Origin of the sequence: Streptomyces sp. NPDC050560 (assembly GCF_044457285.1) — a bacterium.
Taxonomy (GTDB): domain Bacteria; phylum Actinomycetota; class Actinomycetes; order Streptomycetales; family Streptomycetaceae; genus Streptomyces.
The window spans coordinates 422,020-440,123 of sequence record NZ_JBITGT010000003.1 but is presented as its reverse complement, the minus strand read 5'-3'; the positions used below and the strand labels follow the sequence as shown (position 1 = coordinate 440,123).

Below are 18,104 nucleotides of genomic sequence, written 5' to 3'. Positions count from 1 at the left end.
GACGACCCCCGCCGGGCGGGCGCCGCGCGGGCAGGGCAGGCTGGGGGCACACCACCGCGCGGGCGCGGCCCCGGCGCCGGGGCGGGCCCGCGCCACCGCCCGTCGTACGGAGGCAGCCGTGTCCCCAGCGTCCCCAGTGTCCCCGGCCGACCGCGGGCCGGGCGGCGGCCCGTCGGGCGAACGGGCCGTCGAGAACCTGATCGCGCGTTACGCGGAGCTGGTGGACGACGGCGACTTCGCGGGGCTCGGCGCCCTGCTCGCCGACGCCGAGTTCGCCGGGAGCGGGGACCCGGTGCGGGGGCGGGAGGCGATCGAGGAGATGTTCCGGCGGACCCTGGTCGTCTACGACGACGGCACCCCGCGCACCCAGCACGTGACGACCAACCTGCTCGTGGAGGTCGACGAGGCGGCGGGCACGGCACGCGCCCGCTCGTATGTGACCGTGCTCCAGGCGCTGCCCGGCCTGCCGCTCCAGCCCGTCGCCTGCGGCCGCTACCGGGACCGCTTCGAGCGGCGCGGCGACGGCTGGCGCTTCGTGGAGCGCCGGGTGCACATCCGCCTCGTCGGCGACGTCAGCCGGCATCTGCGCGCGGCGCAGCCCCGGGGGTAGGCGCCCCGCGCCGCGGCGGGTTGCGGGCGGGGGTCACGCCCGTACCTCCACGAGGTCGAGCCCCGTGAGGTCGGCGAGGCAGCGCAGTTCCGGCAGGAGGCGGCCGGTGGCGAGGGCCCAGTGGTGGCCCACGCCCGACGCGCTCCAGGCGTCGGTCCACTCGCCGGGGTCGCAGCCGAAGTCGACGCGCGAGGTGGTGTTGCCGATCTCCAGCAGGGGTCCCCCGACGACCTCGCCCTCGGCGGCGATCAGCCGGTAGCGGCCGTCCCGTGTCTGGCCGAGGCCGACGAGGGTGACGGGCCCGTGCTTCACGTCGAACTCGACGGAGACCCCGTAGCCGCGCTTGCCGTGGTAGACGCCGAGGCCGCGCAGCAGCGGGCGGCGCTCGCTGATGGCGAGGTGTCCTGGGCCGTCGTGGCCCATCTCCACCACGTCGTCGCGGAAGTGGAGGGCCTGGAACTCGGTGAAGGAGCCCCCGGCGCCGAACCGGTCGGCGATCAGCATGGCGAGCGAGGTGCGCAGCTCGTATTCGCCGCAGGCCGGGACGCCGCGCGCGGTCAGCAGGGAGGCGCCGAGGATCATCCCGGCGCCCAGCCGCTCGTGGACCTCGCCGTCGAGGCCGCGGTGGTAGTAGGCGAGGGAGTCGAGGTCGAAGTCGGCGACGAGCCGGTCGAGTCCCGCGGCGACCCGGGCCGCCCACTCCAGGTCGGCGGGGTCGACGGAGTCGGTGATCTCGAACAGGGCGCGGGCCTCGTCGAGCCGGGCCGCGACCTCGTCCCCGGTGGCGGCCTCGGCGCGCACCCGCAGGTCGTCGAACTCCAGGACCTCGACATGGCCGCCGAGCCTGCCGGGGACCATGGTGAGGTCGGTGGAGACGTCGTACATGCCCGGGTAGAGGTGGCCCATGAGGCCGTGGCGTCCGCCGCGCAGCGCGGCGCGCACCCCGGCGGCGCGCACCCAGCGGCCGATGCGCCGCCAGGCGCGCTCGTCCTCCAGGTGTCCCGAGACGGAGCGGAAGGCGACCCCGGCGCGCTCGAAGGCGTTCGCCATCTCGGGCAGCGGGCAGGCGCCGCAGTACGCGAGCCATTCGCCGGTGCCGAAGGCGGCGTGGTCCATGGCCTCGGTGGGCTGGAGGTTGATGAGCAGCACGGGGGCGCCGGAGCGCTGCGCGATCGGCAGCAGCATGGTCGCCGTCATATAGGTGGTGAGGAAGCCGACGATGAGGTCGCAGTCGGCGGCGCGCAGCGTGTCGGCCGCGGCGGCGCCCTCCTGGGCGTCGGAGACGAACCCGGCGTCGACGACGTCCGCGTCGAACTCCCGCATCCGCTGCGCGACCCGGTCGGCGGAGCGCCGCAACTGCGGGAGCAGGCCAGGGAACTGCGACCAGTAGGCGCCGAGGCCCCCGGCGACGAGGCCGATCCTCGGCCTGCGGGCGACGGCTGGGGTGCGGGTGGTCATGGGTCGCTCCTCGCGCGTGCTGGTACGGGTGGTGCGGTCGGTGCGGCGGGGGTGCGGGTACGGCCGGGGTGCCGGGCGCGGCGGCTGCCGGGCCCGGCACCCCGGCCGTACCCGGGGGCGGGCGTGCGGGGTCAGTCCAGGTGGAAGACCTCCGTCAGCAGGACCCTGGCGTCGTCCGCCGTGCCGGCCGCGCCACCGGCGGGGACCTCGAAGAAGGGCGCCATCTCGCGCTGCCAGCGGGCGTTGACCTCGGTGGCGGCCATGGCACGCTCGGCGGCGGCGAAGTCGTCGGCCTCCAGGTAGCCGACGAGGGTGCCGTCGGGGCCGAGGAAGAGCGAGTAGTCACGCCAGCCGGACGCGGTGAGCGCGGCCCGCATCTGCGGCCACACCTCGGTGTGCCGCCTCCGGTACTCCGCCATCCGGTCGGGGCGCACCTTCAGCAGGAAGCACACGCGTGCCATGGGAGCCGCCTCCTGGAACTAGAAATGGAACTGGTCGATGTTCTTGGCGTCGAAGACGGTGGGCGGGCCGAGGATGACCTCGCCGTCCTTGCCGACGGTGAACTCGCCGAGGTCGCCCGCCTTGAACTTCTCGCCCTGGGCGCCGGTGATCTGCCCGGAGGCGAGCGCGGCGGCGGCGTAGGCGCCGAGTTCGCCCAGCTTCTCCGGGTTCCACAGCGAGAACTGGTCGAGGGTGCCGTCCTTGACGTACTTGCGCATCTGGTTCGGCGTGCCGAGCCCGCCCAGAACGACCTTGCCCTTGTACGAGGAGTCGCTGAGGTAGCGGGCGGCGGCGGCGATGCCGACCGTGGTGGGCGAGATGATGCCCTTGAGGTCGGGGTACGCCTGGAGGAGCCCCTGGGTCTGCTGGAACGACTTCTGGTCGTCGTCGTCCCCGTAGGCCACCTTGACGAGCTTCATCCCCTTGTACTTGGGGTTTTTCAGCTCGTCCTTCATGAAGCCGATCCAGGTGTTCTGGTTGGTGGCGTTCTGGGTGGCGGACAGGATGGCGACCTTGCCCTTGTAGCCGATCTGCTTGCCGATGTTGCGGACCAGGCTGCGGCCGATCTCCTCGGACGACGCCTGGTTGATGAAGACCTGGCGGCAGTCCTTGGCGGTGTCGGAGTCGTACGACACCACCTTGATGCCCTTCTGCATGGCCTGCTTGAGGGGCCCGCAGACCGCGTTGGGGTCGTTGGCGGCGATGAGGATGGCGTCCTGGCGCTGCTGGATCAGGGTGTTGATGTACGAGACCTGGGAGGAGGCGCTGGCGTCGGAGGGGCCGACCTCCTTGCCCTTGCCCGCGAAGTCGCCGGCCGCCGCGATACCGGCGTCGTCGACGATCTTCTCGTAGGGGTTGTTGACGGCCTTGGGCAGGAAGGCCAGCTTGAGGTTCTTCTTCAGGGGCGCGTCGGGGTCGGCCTTGGCGCCCGAGCCCGCGGACGAGCCGTCCGCGCCCTTGTCGTTGTCGTCCTTGGTGGTGCCTGAGCAGCCGGCGAGGGTGACCACCAGGGCGCAGGCCGCTGCCGCGGCGGCCACGGTGCGGCGTCGGGCCTGGGTTCGCAGGATCATGTCGAGCGGTGCCTTTCAGCTAGTGGTGGCGGCGCCCTCGGGGCGCCGGTCTTCGACTCCGGTGGACGCCGCGCGCCGGTGGCGCCGCTCTTCCAGGGCCGCGACGAGACGGGGGGTGAGGACGGAGGCGACGAGCAGCGCCCCGGTCACGATCACCTGGACCTCGTTCGCGACGTCGTTCAGGGTGAGCAGGTTCTTCAGGACGCCGATCAGCAGCACCCCGGCCACCGCGCCGAAGAGGGTGCCGCGGCCGCCGTCGAAGTCGACACCGCCGAGGAGCACGGAGGCGATGACGAGCATCTCGAAGCCGAGGCCGTTGTCGGCGCGCGCGCTGCCGTAGCGGAGGGTGAAGACGATCCCGGCGAAGGAGGAGACGAGCCCGGTGGCGACGAACAGCAGCAGCTTGATCCGCTTGACCCTGATCCCGGCGAACCAGGCGGCGTCCTCCTGGGCGCCGATGGCGAACAGGGAGCGGCCGACCCGGGTGGAGTGCAGCACCACGGCGGTGACCACGGCGAGCACGACGAAGAGCGCCACCGGGTAGGTGAGGAAGGTGCCGGGGACGGTGGTGGTGTCGACGGCGAGCTTCGCGTAGGCGGAGGGGAAGTCGGTGACGGCGTCGCTGCCGAGGACCACGGAGGCGAGCCCGCGGTAGAGCGCCAGGGTGCCGATGGTGACGGCGAGCGACGGCAGTCCGACGCGGGTGACGAGCCAGCCGTTGAGCAGTCCCCCGGCGACTCCGACGAGGAGGACCACGGGGACGATGGCCTCGAAGGCCCAGCCGGCGTTCCACAGGTTGCCGGTGAGGGCGCTGCCGAGGCCGAGCATGGAGGCGACCGACAGGTCGACCTGCCCCGCGACGACGAGCAGCGTCATCGGCAGCGCGATCAGCCCGACCTCGATGATGTCGTTGAACGCGAAGGCGAGGTTGCCGCTCGCCGAGAAGCCGTCGGTGGTGCCGAGTCCGACGGCGAAGACGGCGACGAACAGCACGCCCACGGCGGTGTCCCAGCGCAGCGCGGTGGCCCGCAGCCGCTGCCCGGCGCTCAGCGGCGGGTCGCCCTTGGCGGCTGCCGGGGCCGACGGGGTGCTCTCAGGCGTCATGGCCCCTGCTCCTCTTCCTCAGGGCGCGCGTCACGCGCAGGTTGACGATGCGGTCGACGCTGATGGCGGCGAGCAGCAGCGCGCCGGTGATGGCGCCCTGCCAGAAGGAGTTGACCTTGAGCACCACCAGGACGCTGCCGATGGTGGTCAGCAGCAGGGCGCCGAGTGCGGCGCCCCAGACGGTGCCGGTGCCGCCGGTGATGGCGACGCCGCCGACGACGACCGCGGAGACCACGGTCAGCTCCCAGCCGTGCGCGTTGTCGGCGACGACGGTGCCGAACCTGGCGAGCCAGAGCGCCCCGGCGAATCCGGCGACCGCGCCGGAGAAGACGTAGGCGCCGAAGACCCGGCGGCGGATGGGGATGCCGGCGAGCCGTGCCGCCTCGGGGCTTGAGCCGATGGCGTACAGCTCGCGCCCCGTGGGGTAGGCGCGCAGGAACCAGGCGGCCGCGGCGAGCACCACGGCGGCGATCAGCGGCAGGTAGGGGATGCCGAGGACGCTGCCGCTGCCGAGGTGCAGCACCGGGTCCGGCACGTCGGAGGCGTTGATCTGCCGGCCCTTGGCCCACCAGTAGTCGAAGCCCTGGATGATGTAGAGCATGCCGAGGGTGACCACGAGCGCGGGCACCCGGCCGAAGCTGACGAGGGTGCCGCTGACGAGCCCGCACAGCACGCCGATGCCGAGCCCGACGAGCAGGACGAGGACGGCGCTGTGGCCGGTGCCGGAGACGAACTTGCCGCAGGCGAAGGCGGACAGGCCCACCACGGAGCCGACGGAGAGGTCGATGTTGCGGGTGATGACCACCGCGGACTGGCCGACGGCGAGCAGGACCAGGATGGACGCGTTGAGCAGCAGGTCCTTGATGCCCTGGTCGGACAGGAAGCGGTGGTTGGCGAGCTGGGTGCCGAGGATGAGCAGGACAAGGGCGCCGGCGATGCTGATCTCGCGGGCCCGGAAGATGGCGTCGACGAGCGAGCGCGCCGAGCGGCCCTCGGACTCACCGGTGCCCTGCGGACGTTCCAGGGTGGTGGTCATGCCGCCCCCTTCGCTTCCGTGCGTCCGGTGGCGGCGGCCATGACGGTCTCCTCGTCGGCTTCGTCGCGGGGGATCTCGGCGGTGAGCCGGCCCTCGTGCATGACGAGCACCCGGTCGGCCATGCCCAGCACCTCCGGCAGGTCGGAGGAGATCATCAGGACCGCGAGGCCCTCGGCGGCGAGCGACGACAGCAGCCGGTGGACCTCGGCCTTGGTGCCGACGTCGATGCCCCTGGTGGGCTCGTCGACGATGAGTACGGAGGGGCGGGTGGCGAGCCACTTGGCCAGGACGACCTTCTGCTGGTTGCCTCCGGAGAGCACGCCGACGAGGTCGGTGAGGCGGGAGTACTTGAGCCGCAGGCGCACCGCCCAGTCGGCGGCGCGCGCGTGCTCCAGCGTCCTGCTGACGAGGCCCGCGCTGCCGACGGCGTCGAGCCCGGTGAGTCCGATGTTGCGCTCGATGGACATGTCCATCACCAGGCCGCGCTGGCGGCGGTCCTCGGGCACCAGGGCGAGCCCCGCGGCCATCGCGGCGGTGGGCGAGCCGGGGCGCAGCGCCCTGCCGTCGACCTCGACGCGGCCCGCGTCCGGCCTGTCGACGCCGAACACGGCCTGTGCGACCTCGGAGCGGCCGGCGCCGACGAGGCCCGCGAGAGCGACGATCTCGCCGCGGCGGATATCGAAGGAGACGTCGTGGAAGACGCCCTCGCGGGTCAGCCGCCGTACCGAGAGGGCGGTGTCGCCGAGGGCGGCGGGCTGCTTGGGGTACAGCTCGTCGAGGTCGCGGCCGACCATGCTGCGCACGAGGTCGTCCTCGGTGAGCCCGTCGAGCGGCCGTGAGCTGACGAGGGCGCCGTCGCGCAGCACGGTGACGCGCTGGCAGAGGGCGAACATCTCCTCGATGCGGTGCGAGATGAACAGCACCGCGGCGCCCTCGGCGCGCAGCGCCTCGACGACGGCGAAGAGGCGGGCCACCTCGCTGCCGGTGAGGGCCGCGGTGGGCTCGTCCATGATGAGGACGCGGGCGTCGAAGGAGAGCGCCTTGGCGATCTCGACGATCTGCTGGTCGGCGATGGACAGGCCGCGCGCGGGCCGGTCGGCGGCGAGGTCGACGCCGAGGCGGCGCATCAGTCCTGCGGTGGCGCGGCGGGTCGCGCCGCGGTCGATGCGGCGCAGCGCGGCGCGCGGCTGGCGGCCCATGAAGATGTTCTCGGCGATGGACAGGTCGGGGAACAGGGTGGGTTCCTGGTAGATCACCGCGATCCCCGCGTCGCGGGCGTCGGCGGGGCCGTGGAAGGCGACGGGGCGCCCGTCGAGGAGCACCGTCCCCGTGTCGGGCCTGTGCACCCCGGCCAGGGTCTTGATGAGGGTGGACTTGCCCGCGCCGTTCTCGCCCGCGAGCGCGTGCGCCTCGCCCGCGGCCAGGCTCAGGGAGACCCCCCGCAGCGCCCGTACGGCACCGAAGGACTTGCTGACATCCTCCAGGGCCAGTACGGCGTCGGGGCCCGGAGCGGACGGTTTCATGGACTGCTCCTCAGCGGCATTCGGCTCGCCTGCTCTTCGGTCGGGTGCTCGTCGGTCTTACGGGGCCGCGGGGCGCCGCGCCCGGGGTGTGGGGGGTGGCCGCGGCGCTGGGGTGAAAGGTTTCATTCAGGTTTCAGGGAAACTAGACGCCCGATTCCGGGACCGTCAATGGGTCGACGACCACCAATTCCATAAACTCCGCCAACGCACCGCGCTGGACAGCCGAAACACGGCGACGACCGGTCTTGACACACTCCCGGGGCTCACTTAGCTTCCCAGCGTGAAACGATTCATGATGCCGGGGATGATACGGGAGCGCTGAGGGATGACCGCCGTACCAGCCGCCAAGGCGGCGCTGAAGAGCCAGATCATCGAGACGCCGTCCTGGGCCTACGGCAACAGCGGCACCCGTTTCAAGGTGTTCGCGCAGGCGGGAGTGCCCCGCACCCCCGAGGAGAAGATCGACGACGCGGCCCGGGTGCACGCGCACACCGGGGTGGCCCCTGTGGTGGCGCTGCACATCCCCTGGGACCGGGTGGACGACTACGCCGCGCTCGCCGGGTACGCGAAGGAGCGCGGGGTGCGCCTCGGCACCGTCAACGCCAACGTCTTCCAGGACGACTCGTACAAGCTCGGCTCCGTCGCCCACCCCGACGCGGCAGTGCGCCGCAAGGCCCTGGCGCACCTGCTGGAATGCGTCGACATCATGGACGCGACCGGCTCACGCGAGCTGAAGCTCTGGTTCGCCGACGGCACCAACTACCCGGGCCAGGACGACATCCGGGCCCGGCAGGACCGGCTCGCCGAGGCGCTCGACGCGGTGTACGGGCGGCTCGGCGACGGGCAGGGGATGCTGCTGGAGTACAAGCTCTTCGAGCCCGCCTTCTACAGCACCGACGTGCCGGACTGGGGCACCTCGTACGCGCACTGCCTCAAACTGGGCGACAAGGCACGGGTGGTGGTCGACACCGGGCACCACGCGCCGGGCACCAACATCGAGTTCATCGTGGCGTTCCTGCTGCGCGAGGGGAAGCTCGGCGGCTTCGACTTCAACTCCCGCTTCTACGCCGACGACGACCTGATGGCGGGCGCCGCCGACCCCTTCCAGCTCTTCCGGATCATGTACGAGGTGGTGCGCGGGGGCGGCCTCGGCGAGCGGACCGCGTTCATGCTCGACCAGTGCCACAACATCGAGCCGAAGATCCCGGCCATCATCCGCTCCGTGATGAACGTCCAGGAGGCCACGGCCAAGGCGCTCCTCGTGGACCGGGAGGCACTGGCCGCGGCGCAGGGCGAGGGCGACGTACTGGGCGCGTACGGGGTGTTCATGGACGCGTACAACACGGACGTGCGGCCGCTGCTCGCCGAGGTGCGCGAGGAGATGGGGCTCGACCCCGACCCCACCGCCGCCTACCGGCGCTCCGGCTACGCCGAGCGGATCGTGGCCGAGCGGGTCGGCGGTCAGCAGGCGGGCTGGGGCGCCTGACGCCCCTGCGGCACCCGGCCTCCCCCGCTCCGCTTCCCGGCGACCGGCGCCCGTGGCGGCCGCCCGGCGCCCGAGCGCGCGCCGCTCGCCGCGCCCGGCCGGACGGCGCACCACCGGACGGGGCACCACCGGACGGCACGGCACCGGACAACAGGCCACCTGACGGCAGGGCACCGGACGGCGGACCACGGGACGGACCGGCCGTATAAGCCGCCGCCCCGCCGTCCGGGTCCGTGGCCGCGGGCGGCCCGGCTCCCCCGCCGCCGGGACGTACCGGCAAGAGCGCAGCATTCGCCCCTCCGCACCCGACGCGAAAGACGACGTGACATGAACTCCCCGCTGCACCCCGAGGCCGCGGCCCTGCTGGAGCGCTCGCACCGGCTGGGCGCCGATCCCCGCAACACCAACTACGCGGGCGGCAACACGTCCGCCAAGGCCACCGCGACCGACCCGGTCACCGGCGGCGACACCGAGCTGATGTGGGTCAAGGGCTCCGGCGGCGACCTCGGCACCCTCACCGCGGGCGGCCTGGCCGCGCTCCGGCTCGACCGGCTGCGGGCGCTGGCCGACGTCTACCCGGGCGTCGGGCGCGAGGACGAGATGGTCGCCGCGTTCGACTACTGCCTGCACGGCAGGGGCGGCGCCGCGCCCTCCATCGACACCGCCATGCACGGCCTGGTGGACGCCGCCCACGTCGACCACCTGCACCCGGACTCCGGCATCGCGCTGGCCTGCGCGGCCGACGGGGAGCGGCTGACCGCCGAGTGCTTCGGGCCCCGGGTGGTGTGGGTGCCGTGGCGGCGGCCCGGCTTCCAGCTCGGGCTCGACATCGCGGCCGTCAAGGAGGCCAACCCGGAGGCCGTCGGCTGTGTGCTGGGCGGGCACGGCATCACCGCGTGGGGCGACACGAGCGAGGAGTGCGAGCGCAACTCGCTGGAGATCATCCGCACCGCGGAGACCTTCCTCGCGCAGCGCGGCGGTCCTGAGCCCTTCGGCCCCCCGCTGCCCGGGTACGAGGCGCTGCCGCCCGCCGAGCGCCGCCGCCGCGCGGCCGCGCTCGCGCCCGTGATCAGGGGGCTGGCCTCCGCGGACCGGCCGCAGGTGGGCCACTTCGACGACGGCGAGGCGGTGCTCGACTTCCTGGCGTGCGCCGAGCACCCGAGGCTCGCGGCGCTCGGCACCTCGTGCCCCGACCACTTCCTGCGCACCAAGGTGCGCCCCCTGGTGCTCGACCTGCCCGCCGCAGCGCCGCTGGAGTCCGCGCTGGCCAGGCTGCGGGAGCTGCACACGGCCTACCGGGAGGAGTACCGCGCCTACTACGAGCGGCACGCGCTGCCGGACTCGCCGCCGATGCGCGGCGCCGACCCGGCGATCGTGCTGGTGCCGGGCGTGGGGATGTTCTCCTTCGGCAAGGACGAGCAGACGGCGCGGGTGGCGGGCGAGTTCTACGTCAACGCGATCAACGTGATGCGCGGCGCCGAGGCGGTCTCCTCGTACACGCCGATCGAGGAGTCGGAGAAGTTCCGCATCGAGTACTGGGACCTCGAAGAGGCCAAGCTGCGGCGGATGCCGCCGCCGAAGCCCCTCGCCACCAGGATCGCGCTGGTGACGGGCGCGGGCTCCGGCATCGGCAGGGCGATCGCGCACCGGCTGGCCGCTGAGGGCGCGTGCGTGGTCGTCGCGGACGTCAACGCCGGGGCGGCGGCGCAGGTCGCGGGCGAACTCGGCGGGCCCGACAGGGCGGTGCCGGTCACCGTGGACGTCACGAGCGAGGCCGAGATCGCGCGGGCCTTCGAGGAGGCGCTGCTCGCCTTCGGCGGGGTCGACCTGGTGGTGAACAACGCGGGGATCTCCGTCAGCAAGCCGCTGCTGGAGACCTCGGCCGCGGACTGGGACCGGCAGCACGCCATCATGGCGCGCGGCTCGTTCCTGGTGTCGCGGGAGGCGGCGCGGGTGATGACGGCGCAGGGCCTGGGCGGCGACATCGTCTACATCGCGTCCAAGAACGGTGTGTTCGCCGGGCCCAACAACATCGCCTACGGCGCCACCAAGGCCGACCAGGCCCATCAGGTGCGGCTGCTGGCGGCCGAGTTGGGCGAGCACGGCATCAGGGTCAACGGGATCAACCCCGACGGGGTGGTGCGCGGCTCCGGCATCTTCGCCTCCGGCTGGGGGGCGCAGCGCGCGGCGGTGTACGGGGTGCCGGAGGAGAAGCTGGGCGAGTTCTACGCCCAGCGGACCCTGCTCAAGCGCGAGGTGCTGCCCGAGCATGTGGCGAACGCCGTGTTCGCGCTGACCGGGGGCGACCTCACGCACACCACCGGGCTGCACATCCCCGTCGACGCCGGGGTCGCCGCCGCCTTCCTGCGCTGAACCCCCGTCCCGCCCGCCACGTCCCCCTGCCGAGGTTCCCGTGTCTGCCGCTTCCGCCTCCCCGGCCGCCGCCACGGCGTTCGCCGCCGTCGACCTCGGCGCGTCCAGCGGCCGGGTGATGGTGGGCCGGGTGGCCGGGGGGCGGGTGGCGCTCACGGAGGCGCACCGGTTCGCCAACGTGCCGGTGCGGGTGGGCGGGGTGCTGCACTGGGACGTGCTGCGGCTGCACCGGGGCGTGCTCACCGGGCTGCGGGCCGCGGCGGAGGAGATCGGCGGCCCGCCTGCCGGGGTCGGCATCGACGGCTGGGCGGTGGACTACGGGCTGCTCGACGCGTCGGGGGCCCTCATCGGCAATCCGGTGCACTACCGGGACGCCCGTACCGAGGGCGCGGCGCAGCGGGTGTGGGCGCGGCTCGGGCCGCGGGAGCTGTACGCGGCGACCGGGCTCCAGCACCTGCCGTTCAACACGGTCTTCCAGTTGACCGCGGCGCGCGGCACCCCGGCGTTCGCCGCGGCGCGGCGGCTGCTGCTGGTCCCTGACCTGCTGTCGTACTGGCTGACCGGCGAGGAGGGCACGGAGCTGACCAACGCGTCCACCACCCAGCTCGTCGACCCGCGCACCCGCAACTGGTCGGCCGCGGTGGCCGGGGCGCTCGGTATCGACCTCGGCCTGTTCGCGCCGCTGCGCGGTCCTGGCGATCCCGCGGGGGTGCTGCTGCCCGACGTCCTGGACGAGCTGGGGCTCGCGGGGGAGGTCCCGGTGACCGCGGTGGGCTCGCACGACACCGCCTCCGCGGTGGCCGGGGTCCCCGCGGTGGACGGCGACTTCGCCTACATCGCCACCGGTACCTGGTCGCTCGCCGGTCTCGAACTGGACGCGCCCGTGCTCACCGAGGACAGCCGCCGCGCCAACTTCACCAACGAGCTGGGCGTCGACGGCACGGTGCGCTACCTGCGCAACATCATGGGGCTCTGGCTGCTCCAGGAGTGCCTGCGCGCGTGGTCGGAGGCGGGGGCGCCGCAGCGGCTCGACACCCTGCTGCGGGACGCGGCGCGGGAGCCGGGGCTGCGCTCGGTGGTGGACGCGGGCGACCCCGCGTTCCTCGCGCCCGGCGGGATGCCGGGGCGTATCGCCGACTTCTGCCGCCGCACCGGGCAGCCGGTGCCGCACCGCCCCGCCGAGATCGCGCGCTGTGTGCTGGACTCGCTCGCCCTGGCCCACAAGCTGGCCGTCGAGGACGCCCAGCGGCTCGCCGGGCGCGCGGTCTCGACGGTGCACATCGTCGGCGGCGGCGCCCGCAACGCGCTGCTGTGCCGGCTGACCGCGGACGCCTGCGGGCTGCCGGTGGCCGCGGGTCCCGCCGAGGCGGCGGCGTACGGCAACGTCCTGGTGCAGGCGCGGGCCGCGGGGGTGCTCGGCGGCGGGCTCGCGGAGCTGCGGGCGGCGCTGGCGGCGAGCGCCCCGCCGCAGCGGTACGCGCCCTCGGGCGACGCCGCGCCCTGGGAGCGCGCCGCCGCGCGCCTCGCGGGCGCCCGCGGCGGCGGCGCGCCGTGAACGGGCCGCCGACGCGGTGCGCGGGCGCGGGGGTCGACAGCGGAGAGAGGCGGGCCGGGTGGAGCACACCGTCGGCATCAAGGACGTGGCGCGTGAGGCGGGCGTCTCCATCGGCACCGTGTCCAACGTGCTCAACCGCCCCGACCGGGTGGCGGAGGAGACCAGGACCAGGGTGCTCGCGATCATCGCGCGCCTCGGGTACGTGCGCAGCGAGAGCGCGCGGCAACTGCGCGCGGGCAGCAGCAGGATCATCGCCATGCTGGTGCTCGACATGGCCAACCCGTTCTTCGTGACGGTGGCGCGCGCCGCCGAGCGCGCCGCCAGGGAGGCGGGGCTCGGGGTGATGGTCTGCAACAGCGCGGAGAGCGCGGCCGAGGAGGCCGAGTACCTGTCGCTCTTCAGCGAGCAGCGGGTGCGCGGGGTGCTGGTCACCCCGGCGGACAGCGGCAACCTGCGCGCGTTCCGCCGCCACCGCATACCGTTCGTGCTGGTCGACCGGGTGCTGTCGGACGGGGACCGGGGCTGCTCCGTGTCGGTGGACGACGTCGCGGGCGGTCGGCTCGCGGTGCGGCACCTGCTGCGGCTCGGGCACCGCTCGGTGACCTATGTCACAGGCCCCCCGCAGTTGCCGCAGTGCGGGGACCGGCGTTCGGGGGCGCTGGCGGCGCTGCGGGAGGCGGGGCTCGGGCCCGCGGCGCTGACGGTGGTGCGCGCGGAGCGCCTCGACGTGGCCTCGGGGCTCGACGCGGGGGCGCGGCTGCTGGGCACGGTGCGCCCGCCCGCCGCCGTGTTCTGCGCCAACGACCTGCTCGCCCTCGGGGTGCTCCAGGCGCTGTTCGCCGCGGGTGTCCGGGTGCCCGAGGACGTGGCGATCGTGGGGTACGACGACATCGAGTTCGCCGCCGCTGCCGCCGTCCCGCTGACGTCGGTGCGCCAGCCGTCGGAGCAGCTCGGGCGGATCGCCGCGCGGCTGCTGATGGAGGAGACGGGGCACGAACCGGGGCGCCACCGGCACCGTCGGGTGGTACTCGAACCCGAGCTCGTGGTGCGCCGCTCCACCCTCGCGCGGGCGGACGCGCGCCACATCCGCGCCCCGGAGGGGTCCGCGGGGGCGGCCGGGGGAGGATGATGGTCTTGACCGCGTACGGCATCAGCCCGTACGTTTTTTGCTAAAACGTTACATACGGTGAGGTGGTCTTCGGCCCCCCGCCGTCGCTCCGAAGGCCGTGACGGCCCTGACGACACCGGTTCGGCACCGCGACCGCGCCGGCGAGGAGATGACATGCCGAGAGCCGGGGGGCCTGGCCCCGAGCGCCGCGCCCTGCTCAAGGCGGGCGCGGCGGCCGCCGCGACGGCCGCCGGGCTCGCGACGGCGACGGACGCGGTCGCGGCGCCCCCGCAGCAGGCTTCACGGCCGGGCGGCGGCGCGGTCCGCGCGGTGCGGGAGCGGGCCGGGAAGGCACCCTCGGGCCGCTGGGACACCTTCAACCTCTCCCCCGCGCGCCGCACGGTGCGCCCGGTCGCGGTGCGCACCACCACCGGCTCCGTGGAGCGCGCCCAGGACCTGCTGGGCAAGGACGGCGCCGCCCGCACCCGGCTCAGCGGCCGTGGTGCCTCGGTGACGCTGGACTTCGGCAAGGAGGTCGGCGGCTTCGTCACCGTGGCGCTCGGCGAGGGCACCGAGCGCGGCCGGCGGATCGGCCTGGCGTACGCGGAGCTGTCGTCGTTCCTCGACGCGGCGGCGAGCGACGGCTCCAACGGCGGCGCGAACGACGAGCCCGCGGTCGTCTACGCGGCGCCCCCCGGCGGCACCGTCTCCACCGAGCGCGACACCCCGCTCGCGGGCACCGGGGCCGCGGCGGCGGCCAACCCGGCGAGCCAACTGCGCGGCGGCTTCCGCTATCTGACGGTGACGAACGAGTCCGACGGCACCGTGGCGCTCGCGGGCTGCTCGGTCCGCATCACCTTCGCGCCCGACGCCGCGGACCTGCGCGCGTACCCCAACTACTTCTACTGCGACGACGACCTGCTCAACCGGATCTGGTACGCGGGCGCCTACACGGTGCAGACCAACATCATCGCGCCGCGGCAGGGCCGGGTGTGGGGGCCGCCGGAGCTGGGCTGGGACAACAGCGCCCTGGTCGGCGAGACCGGGGACCCGGTGCTGGTGGACGGCGCCAAGCGGGACCGCACGGTGTGGCCCGGCGACCTGGGCGTCTCGGTGCTGACCGACCATGTGTCGCTGGGCGACCTGGCGGCGGTGCGGGCCTCCCTCGACACCCTCTACCGCCACCAGACGGAGGACGGCGCCCTGCCGTACGCGGGCCCCGCCGTCAACTTCCTCGGCACGTCGGACGCGTACCACCTGTGGACCCTCGTCGGCACCGCGCTGTACGTGCGCTTCAGCGGGGACACCGGATGGCTGCGCGAGCGCTACCCCGGCTATCTGAGGGCCCTCGACCACATCACCGCCAAGCTGGACGGCGACGGGCTGCTCGCGGTGACGGCCGCCGCCGACTGGGCGCGTACCGACGCGGACGGCAAGAACCTGGAGGCCAACGCGGTCATGTACCACGCGCTGGTGACCGCGGCGCCGCTGGCCCGCGCGGCCGGCGACCCGGACACGGCCACCGCCTGCGTCAAGCGCGCCGAGGCGCTGAAGTCCGCGGTCGCCGCGGGGGGTTACTGGGACGAGGCCGCGGGCCTGTACCGCGACAAGCCGGAGGGCCCGGGCGCCGCGCTGTACCCGCAGGACGGCAACGCGCTCGCGGTGTGGTTCGGCCTCGCCGACGAGGAGCGCGCCCGCCGGGTCAGCGCGGCGCTCGCCGGGCGGTGGACGGCGGTGGGCGCGCTGAGCCCGGAGAAGAGCGCGGACTCGGTGCACCCGTTCCCCGGCGGCATGGAGGTGCACGCGCACTTCACCGCGGGCGAGGACCGCAGGGCGCTCGACCTGATCCGCCGCGAGTGGGGCTATATGCTCGGCGCGCCGCAGGGCACCGCGAGCACCTTCTGGGAGGGCTATCTGCGCGACGGCTCGCCCGACTACCAGGGCTCGTACATGAGCGCGTCGCACGGCTGGTCCACGGGGCCCACGTCGGCGCTGACCCACCATCTGCTGGGTATCAGGCCCGCGCCGGGCGGCGGCTACCTGGTGTCGCCGAGCCCGGGCGGGCTCGCGCACGCGCAGGGCAGGCTGAGCACCCCGGCGGGCGTCATCGCGGTCTCCTGGCGCGGACGTCCCAACGGCTGGTTCGACCTGACGCTGAAGTCCCCCGAGGGCGTCGCCTCGGTGGGGGTGCCGGTGCCCGCGGAGGGGCCCACGGTGGTGCGGCGCGACGGCCGCAGGGCGTGGGACCGCACCAGCAGGTACCACGGTGTGCGGCTGGAGAACGGGCATGTCATCCTGCCCGGGCTGCCCCCGGGCACGCACACCGTCACCGTACGCCGCCGCTGAGCCGGAGCCCCCCTTGACCAGTACCGCCACCCGTATCACCGTCTACACCCGCACCACCGGCTACCGCCACGAGTCCATCGAGGCGGGGGTGGAGTGCGTGGCGGGGGCCGGGCCCGCGCGGGGCCTCGCGGTACGGCACACCGAGGACCCGGACGAGCTGACCCGGCTGCTCCCGGAGAGCGACGCCGTGGTGTTCCTGTCCACCAGCGGGAACGTCCTCACGGCCGCGGGCCGCGAGGCGCTGCGCGCGCACACCGCCGCGGGCCGCGGCTTCGTCGGGGTGCACGCCGCGGCCTGCACCGAGTACGACTGGCCGTTCTACGAGGAGCTGCTGGGCGCCTGGTTCGACGGGCACCCCGAACTCCAGCCGGGCACCGCCGTGGTGGAGGACGCGGCGCACCCGGCCATGGCGCACCTTCAGGACCGCTGGGACTTCGTCGACGAGTGGTACAACTTCCGGGCCAACCCGCGTCCCCGGGTCAGGGTGCTCGCCACCGCCGACGAGTCCAGCTACGAGGGCGGCGGGATGGGCGCCGACCACCCCCTGGTGTGGTGCCACGAGCGGCTCGGCGGCCGGGTGTTCTACACCGGGCTCGGCCACACCCGGGAGTCCTTCCGCGACCCGGCCTTCGCGCGGCACCTGCTGGGCGCGGTGGCCTGGGCCGCACGGGTGACGCGGGACTGAGCCGTTCCGCCGTCTTCACCGAACTCCTCCACTCCTGTCATGTCCCGGTGGGTCGGCGGTCGGCCGCGGCCTCTTGTCTGGCCGGGTGGAACACATCACCTTCCTCGTGGCGATGGTCATCGTCACGGCGCTGGCCTTCGACTTCACGAACGGCTTCCATGACACGGCCAACGCGATGGCCACCTCGATCGCGACGGGTGCCCTGCGGCCCGTGGTCGCCGTGGTGATCAGCGGCGTGCTGAACCTCGTGGGCGCGTTCCTCTCCACCGAGGTGGCGAAGACGATCTCGGGCGGCATCGTCGACGACTCCCTGGTGACCCCCGGAATGATCTTCGCGGGTCTGGTGGGGGCGATCCTCTGGAATCTGGCGACCTGGCTGCTCGGGCTCCCGTCCAGCTCCTCACACGCCCTCTTCGGCGGCCTCATCGGCGCCGTGTGGGTGGGCGCGGGGCAGCACGGGGTGCACTTCGGCCAGGTCGTCGAGAAGATCCTGCTCCCCGCCGTCGCCTCGCCGCTGGTCGCCGGGGTCGGGGCGCTGTTCGCCACCTATCTGGCGTACCGGCTCACCGAGCGGGCCCGTGCCTCCCGGGTCGACCGGGGCTTCAGGGCGGGGCAGGTCGTGTCGGCCTCGCTGGTCTCGCTGGCGCACGGCACCAACGACGCGCAGAAGACCATGGGCGTCATCACCCTGACGCTGATCTCGGCGGGGGCGCTCGACAGCGGTTCGGGGCCGCCGGTGTGGGTGATCGCGTCGGCCGGTCTCGCGATGGGCCTGGGCACGAGCATCGGCGGCTGGCGCATCATCAGAACGATGGGCAAGGGCCTCACCGACATCCGCGCCCCGCAGGGCTTCGCCGCCGAGGCGTCGGCGACCACCGTCATCCTCGCCTCCGCCCACCTCGGCTTCGCGCTGTCCACGACGCATGTCTGCTCCGGCGGCATTCTCGGCGCGGGCCTCGGCCGGAGGCTGGCCGAGGTGCGCTGGGGCACGGCGGGACGGATGGCGGCGGCCTGGTGCATCACGCTCCCGGCCGCGGCGGCGGTCGGCGCGGTGGCCGCCGGGGTGGTGGTGCACGGGGGCACCCCGGGTGTGGTGGCGGTGCTGCTGGTCACGCTGGCGGTGGCCGCGTTCATCGTCTACATGAGCCGCCGCAACCCGGTGCACTCGGGCAACGTCAACGAGGCGCACACGGTGCCGGTGCGCTCCACGCCCACGGGCGCCGGGGTGTAGGCCGGTCGCCGAAAAAGG

14 protein-coding genes are annotated in these 18,104 nt (G+C 73.9%); 8 read left to right on the top strand and 6 right to left on the bottom strand.

Going from position 1 to position 18,104, the window contains the following annotated elements:
• Positions 1–118: 118 nt before the first annotated feature.
• A complete protein-coding gene (locus tag ACIBIW_RS09380; RefSeq protein ID WP_399333724.1) occupies positions 119–610 on the top strand; it encodes a nuclear transport factor 2 family protein in 492 nt (163 codons plus the stop codon).
• A 33-nt stretch (positions 611–643) separates the two neighbouring features.
• On the opposite strand, the gene ACIBIW_RS09375 is transcribed toward ACIBIW_RS09380, so the two are convergent.
• From ACIBIW_RS09375 to ACIBIW_RS09350, 6 genes are all read right to left on the bottom strand, one after another.
• On the bottom strand, positions 644–2,068 hold the full coding sequence (locus ACIBIW_RS09375; RefSeq protein WP_399333722.1) for an arabinose isomerase: 1,425 nt from the start codon (positions 2,066–2,068) through the stop codon (positions 644–646).
• Between the two features lie 131 nt (positions 2,069–2,199).
• The gene (locus ACIBIW_RS09370; RefSeq protein WP_399333720.1) at positions 2,200–2,529 is read right to left on the bottom strand and encodes an L-rhamnose mutarotase; all 330 of its coding nucleotides are present in this window, start codon (positions 2,527–2,529) and stop codon (positions 2,200–2,202) included.
• A gap of 18 nt (positions 2,530–2,547) precedes the next feature.
• Complete coding sequence (gene rhaS / locus ACIBIW_RS09365) at positions 2,548–3,639, bottom strand: rhamnose ABC transporter substrate-binding protein (RefSeq protein ID WP_399333718.1); 1,092 nt, start codon at positions 3,637–3,639, stop codon at positions 2,548–2,550.
• A gap of 15 nt (positions 3,640–3,654) precedes the next feature.
• Positions 3,655–4,743, bottom strand: a complete 1,089-nt coding sequence (locus ACIBIW_RS09360; RefSeq protein ID WP_399333716.1) for an ABC transporter permease — start codon at positions 4,741–4,743, stop codon at positions 3,655–3,657.
• Complete coding sequence (locus ACIBIW_RS09355) at positions 4,733–5,779, bottom strand: ABC transporter permease (protein WP_399333714.1); 1,047 nt, start codon at positions 5,777–5,779, stop codon at positions 4,733–4,735. Before ACIBIW_RS09355 ends, ACIBIW_RS09360 begins: the two co-directional genes overlap by 11 nt.
• Entirely contained in the window at positions 5,776–7,302 is a 1,527-nt protein-coding gene (locus ACIBIW_RS09350) for a sugar ABC transporter ATP-binding protein (protein WP_399333712.1), read from the bottom strand. The genes ACIBIW_RS09355 and ACIBIW_RS09350 overlap by 4 nt, the downstream gene beginning before the upstream one ends.
• A gap of 325 nt (positions 7,303–7,627) precedes the next feature.
• On the opposite strand from ACIBIW_RS09350, the gene rhaI reads away from it, so the two are divergent.
• The 7 genes from rhaI to ACIBIW_RS09315 all read left to right on the top strand — a co-directional run bounded on the left by rhaI (position 7,628) and on the right by ACIBIW_RS09315 (position 18,086).
• Positions 7,628–8,788: an L-rhamnose isomerase gene (gene rhaI / locus ACIBIW_RS09345; protein ID WP_399333710.1), complete on the top strand. Its 1,161-nt coding sequence runs from the start codon at positions 7,628–7,630 to the stop codon at positions 8,786–8,788.
• Positions 8,789–9,115: 327 nt separating this feature from the next.
• Positions 9,116–11,161, top strand: coding sequence for a bifunctional aldolase/short-chain dehydrogenase (locus ACIBIW_RS09340; RefSeq protein ID WP_399333708.1), 2,046 nt, complete (start codon positions 9,116–9,118; stop codon positions 11,159–11,161).
• Positions 11,162–11,279: 118 nt separating this feature from the next.
• The gene (locus tag ACIBIW_RS09335) at positions 11,280–12,716 is read left to right on the top strand and encodes a rhamnulokinase family protein (RefSeq protein ID WP_399334019.1); all 1,437 of its coding nucleotides are present in this window, start codon (positions 11,280–11,282) and stop codon (positions 12,714–12,716) included.
• A gap of 58 nt (positions 12,717–12,774) precedes the next feature.
• On the top strand, positions 12,775–13,845 hold the full coding sequence (locus ACIBIW_RS09330; RefSeq protein ID WP_399333706.1) for a LacI family DNA-binding transcriptional regulator: 1,071 nt from the start codon (positions 12,775–12,777) through the stop codon (positions 13,843–13,845).
• Positions 13,846–13,998: 153 nt separating this feature from the next.
• Positions 13,999–16,170 carry an alpha-L-rhamnosidase C-terminal domain-containing protein gene (locus ACIBIW_RS09325; RefSeq protein ID WP_399333704.1) on the top strand — a complete coding sequence of 724 codons (2,172 nt, stop codon included), beginning with the start codon at positions 13,999–14,001 and terminating at the stop codon, positions 16,168–16,170.
• Between the two features lie 13 nt (positions 16,171–16,183).
• Entirely contained in the window at positions 16,184–16,855 is a 672-nt protein-coding gene (locus tag ACIBIW_RS09320) for a ThuA domain-containing protein (protein ID WP_399333702.1), read from the top strand.
• A gap of 85 nt (positions 16,856–16,940) precedes the next feature.
• Positions 16,941–18,086: an anion permease gene (locus tag ACIBIW_RS09315; RefSeq protein WP_399333700.1), complete on the top strand. Its 1,146-nt coding sequence runs from the start codon at positions 16,941–16,943 to the stop codon at positions 18,084–18,086.
• Positions 18,087–18,104: the final 18 nt, after the last annotated feature.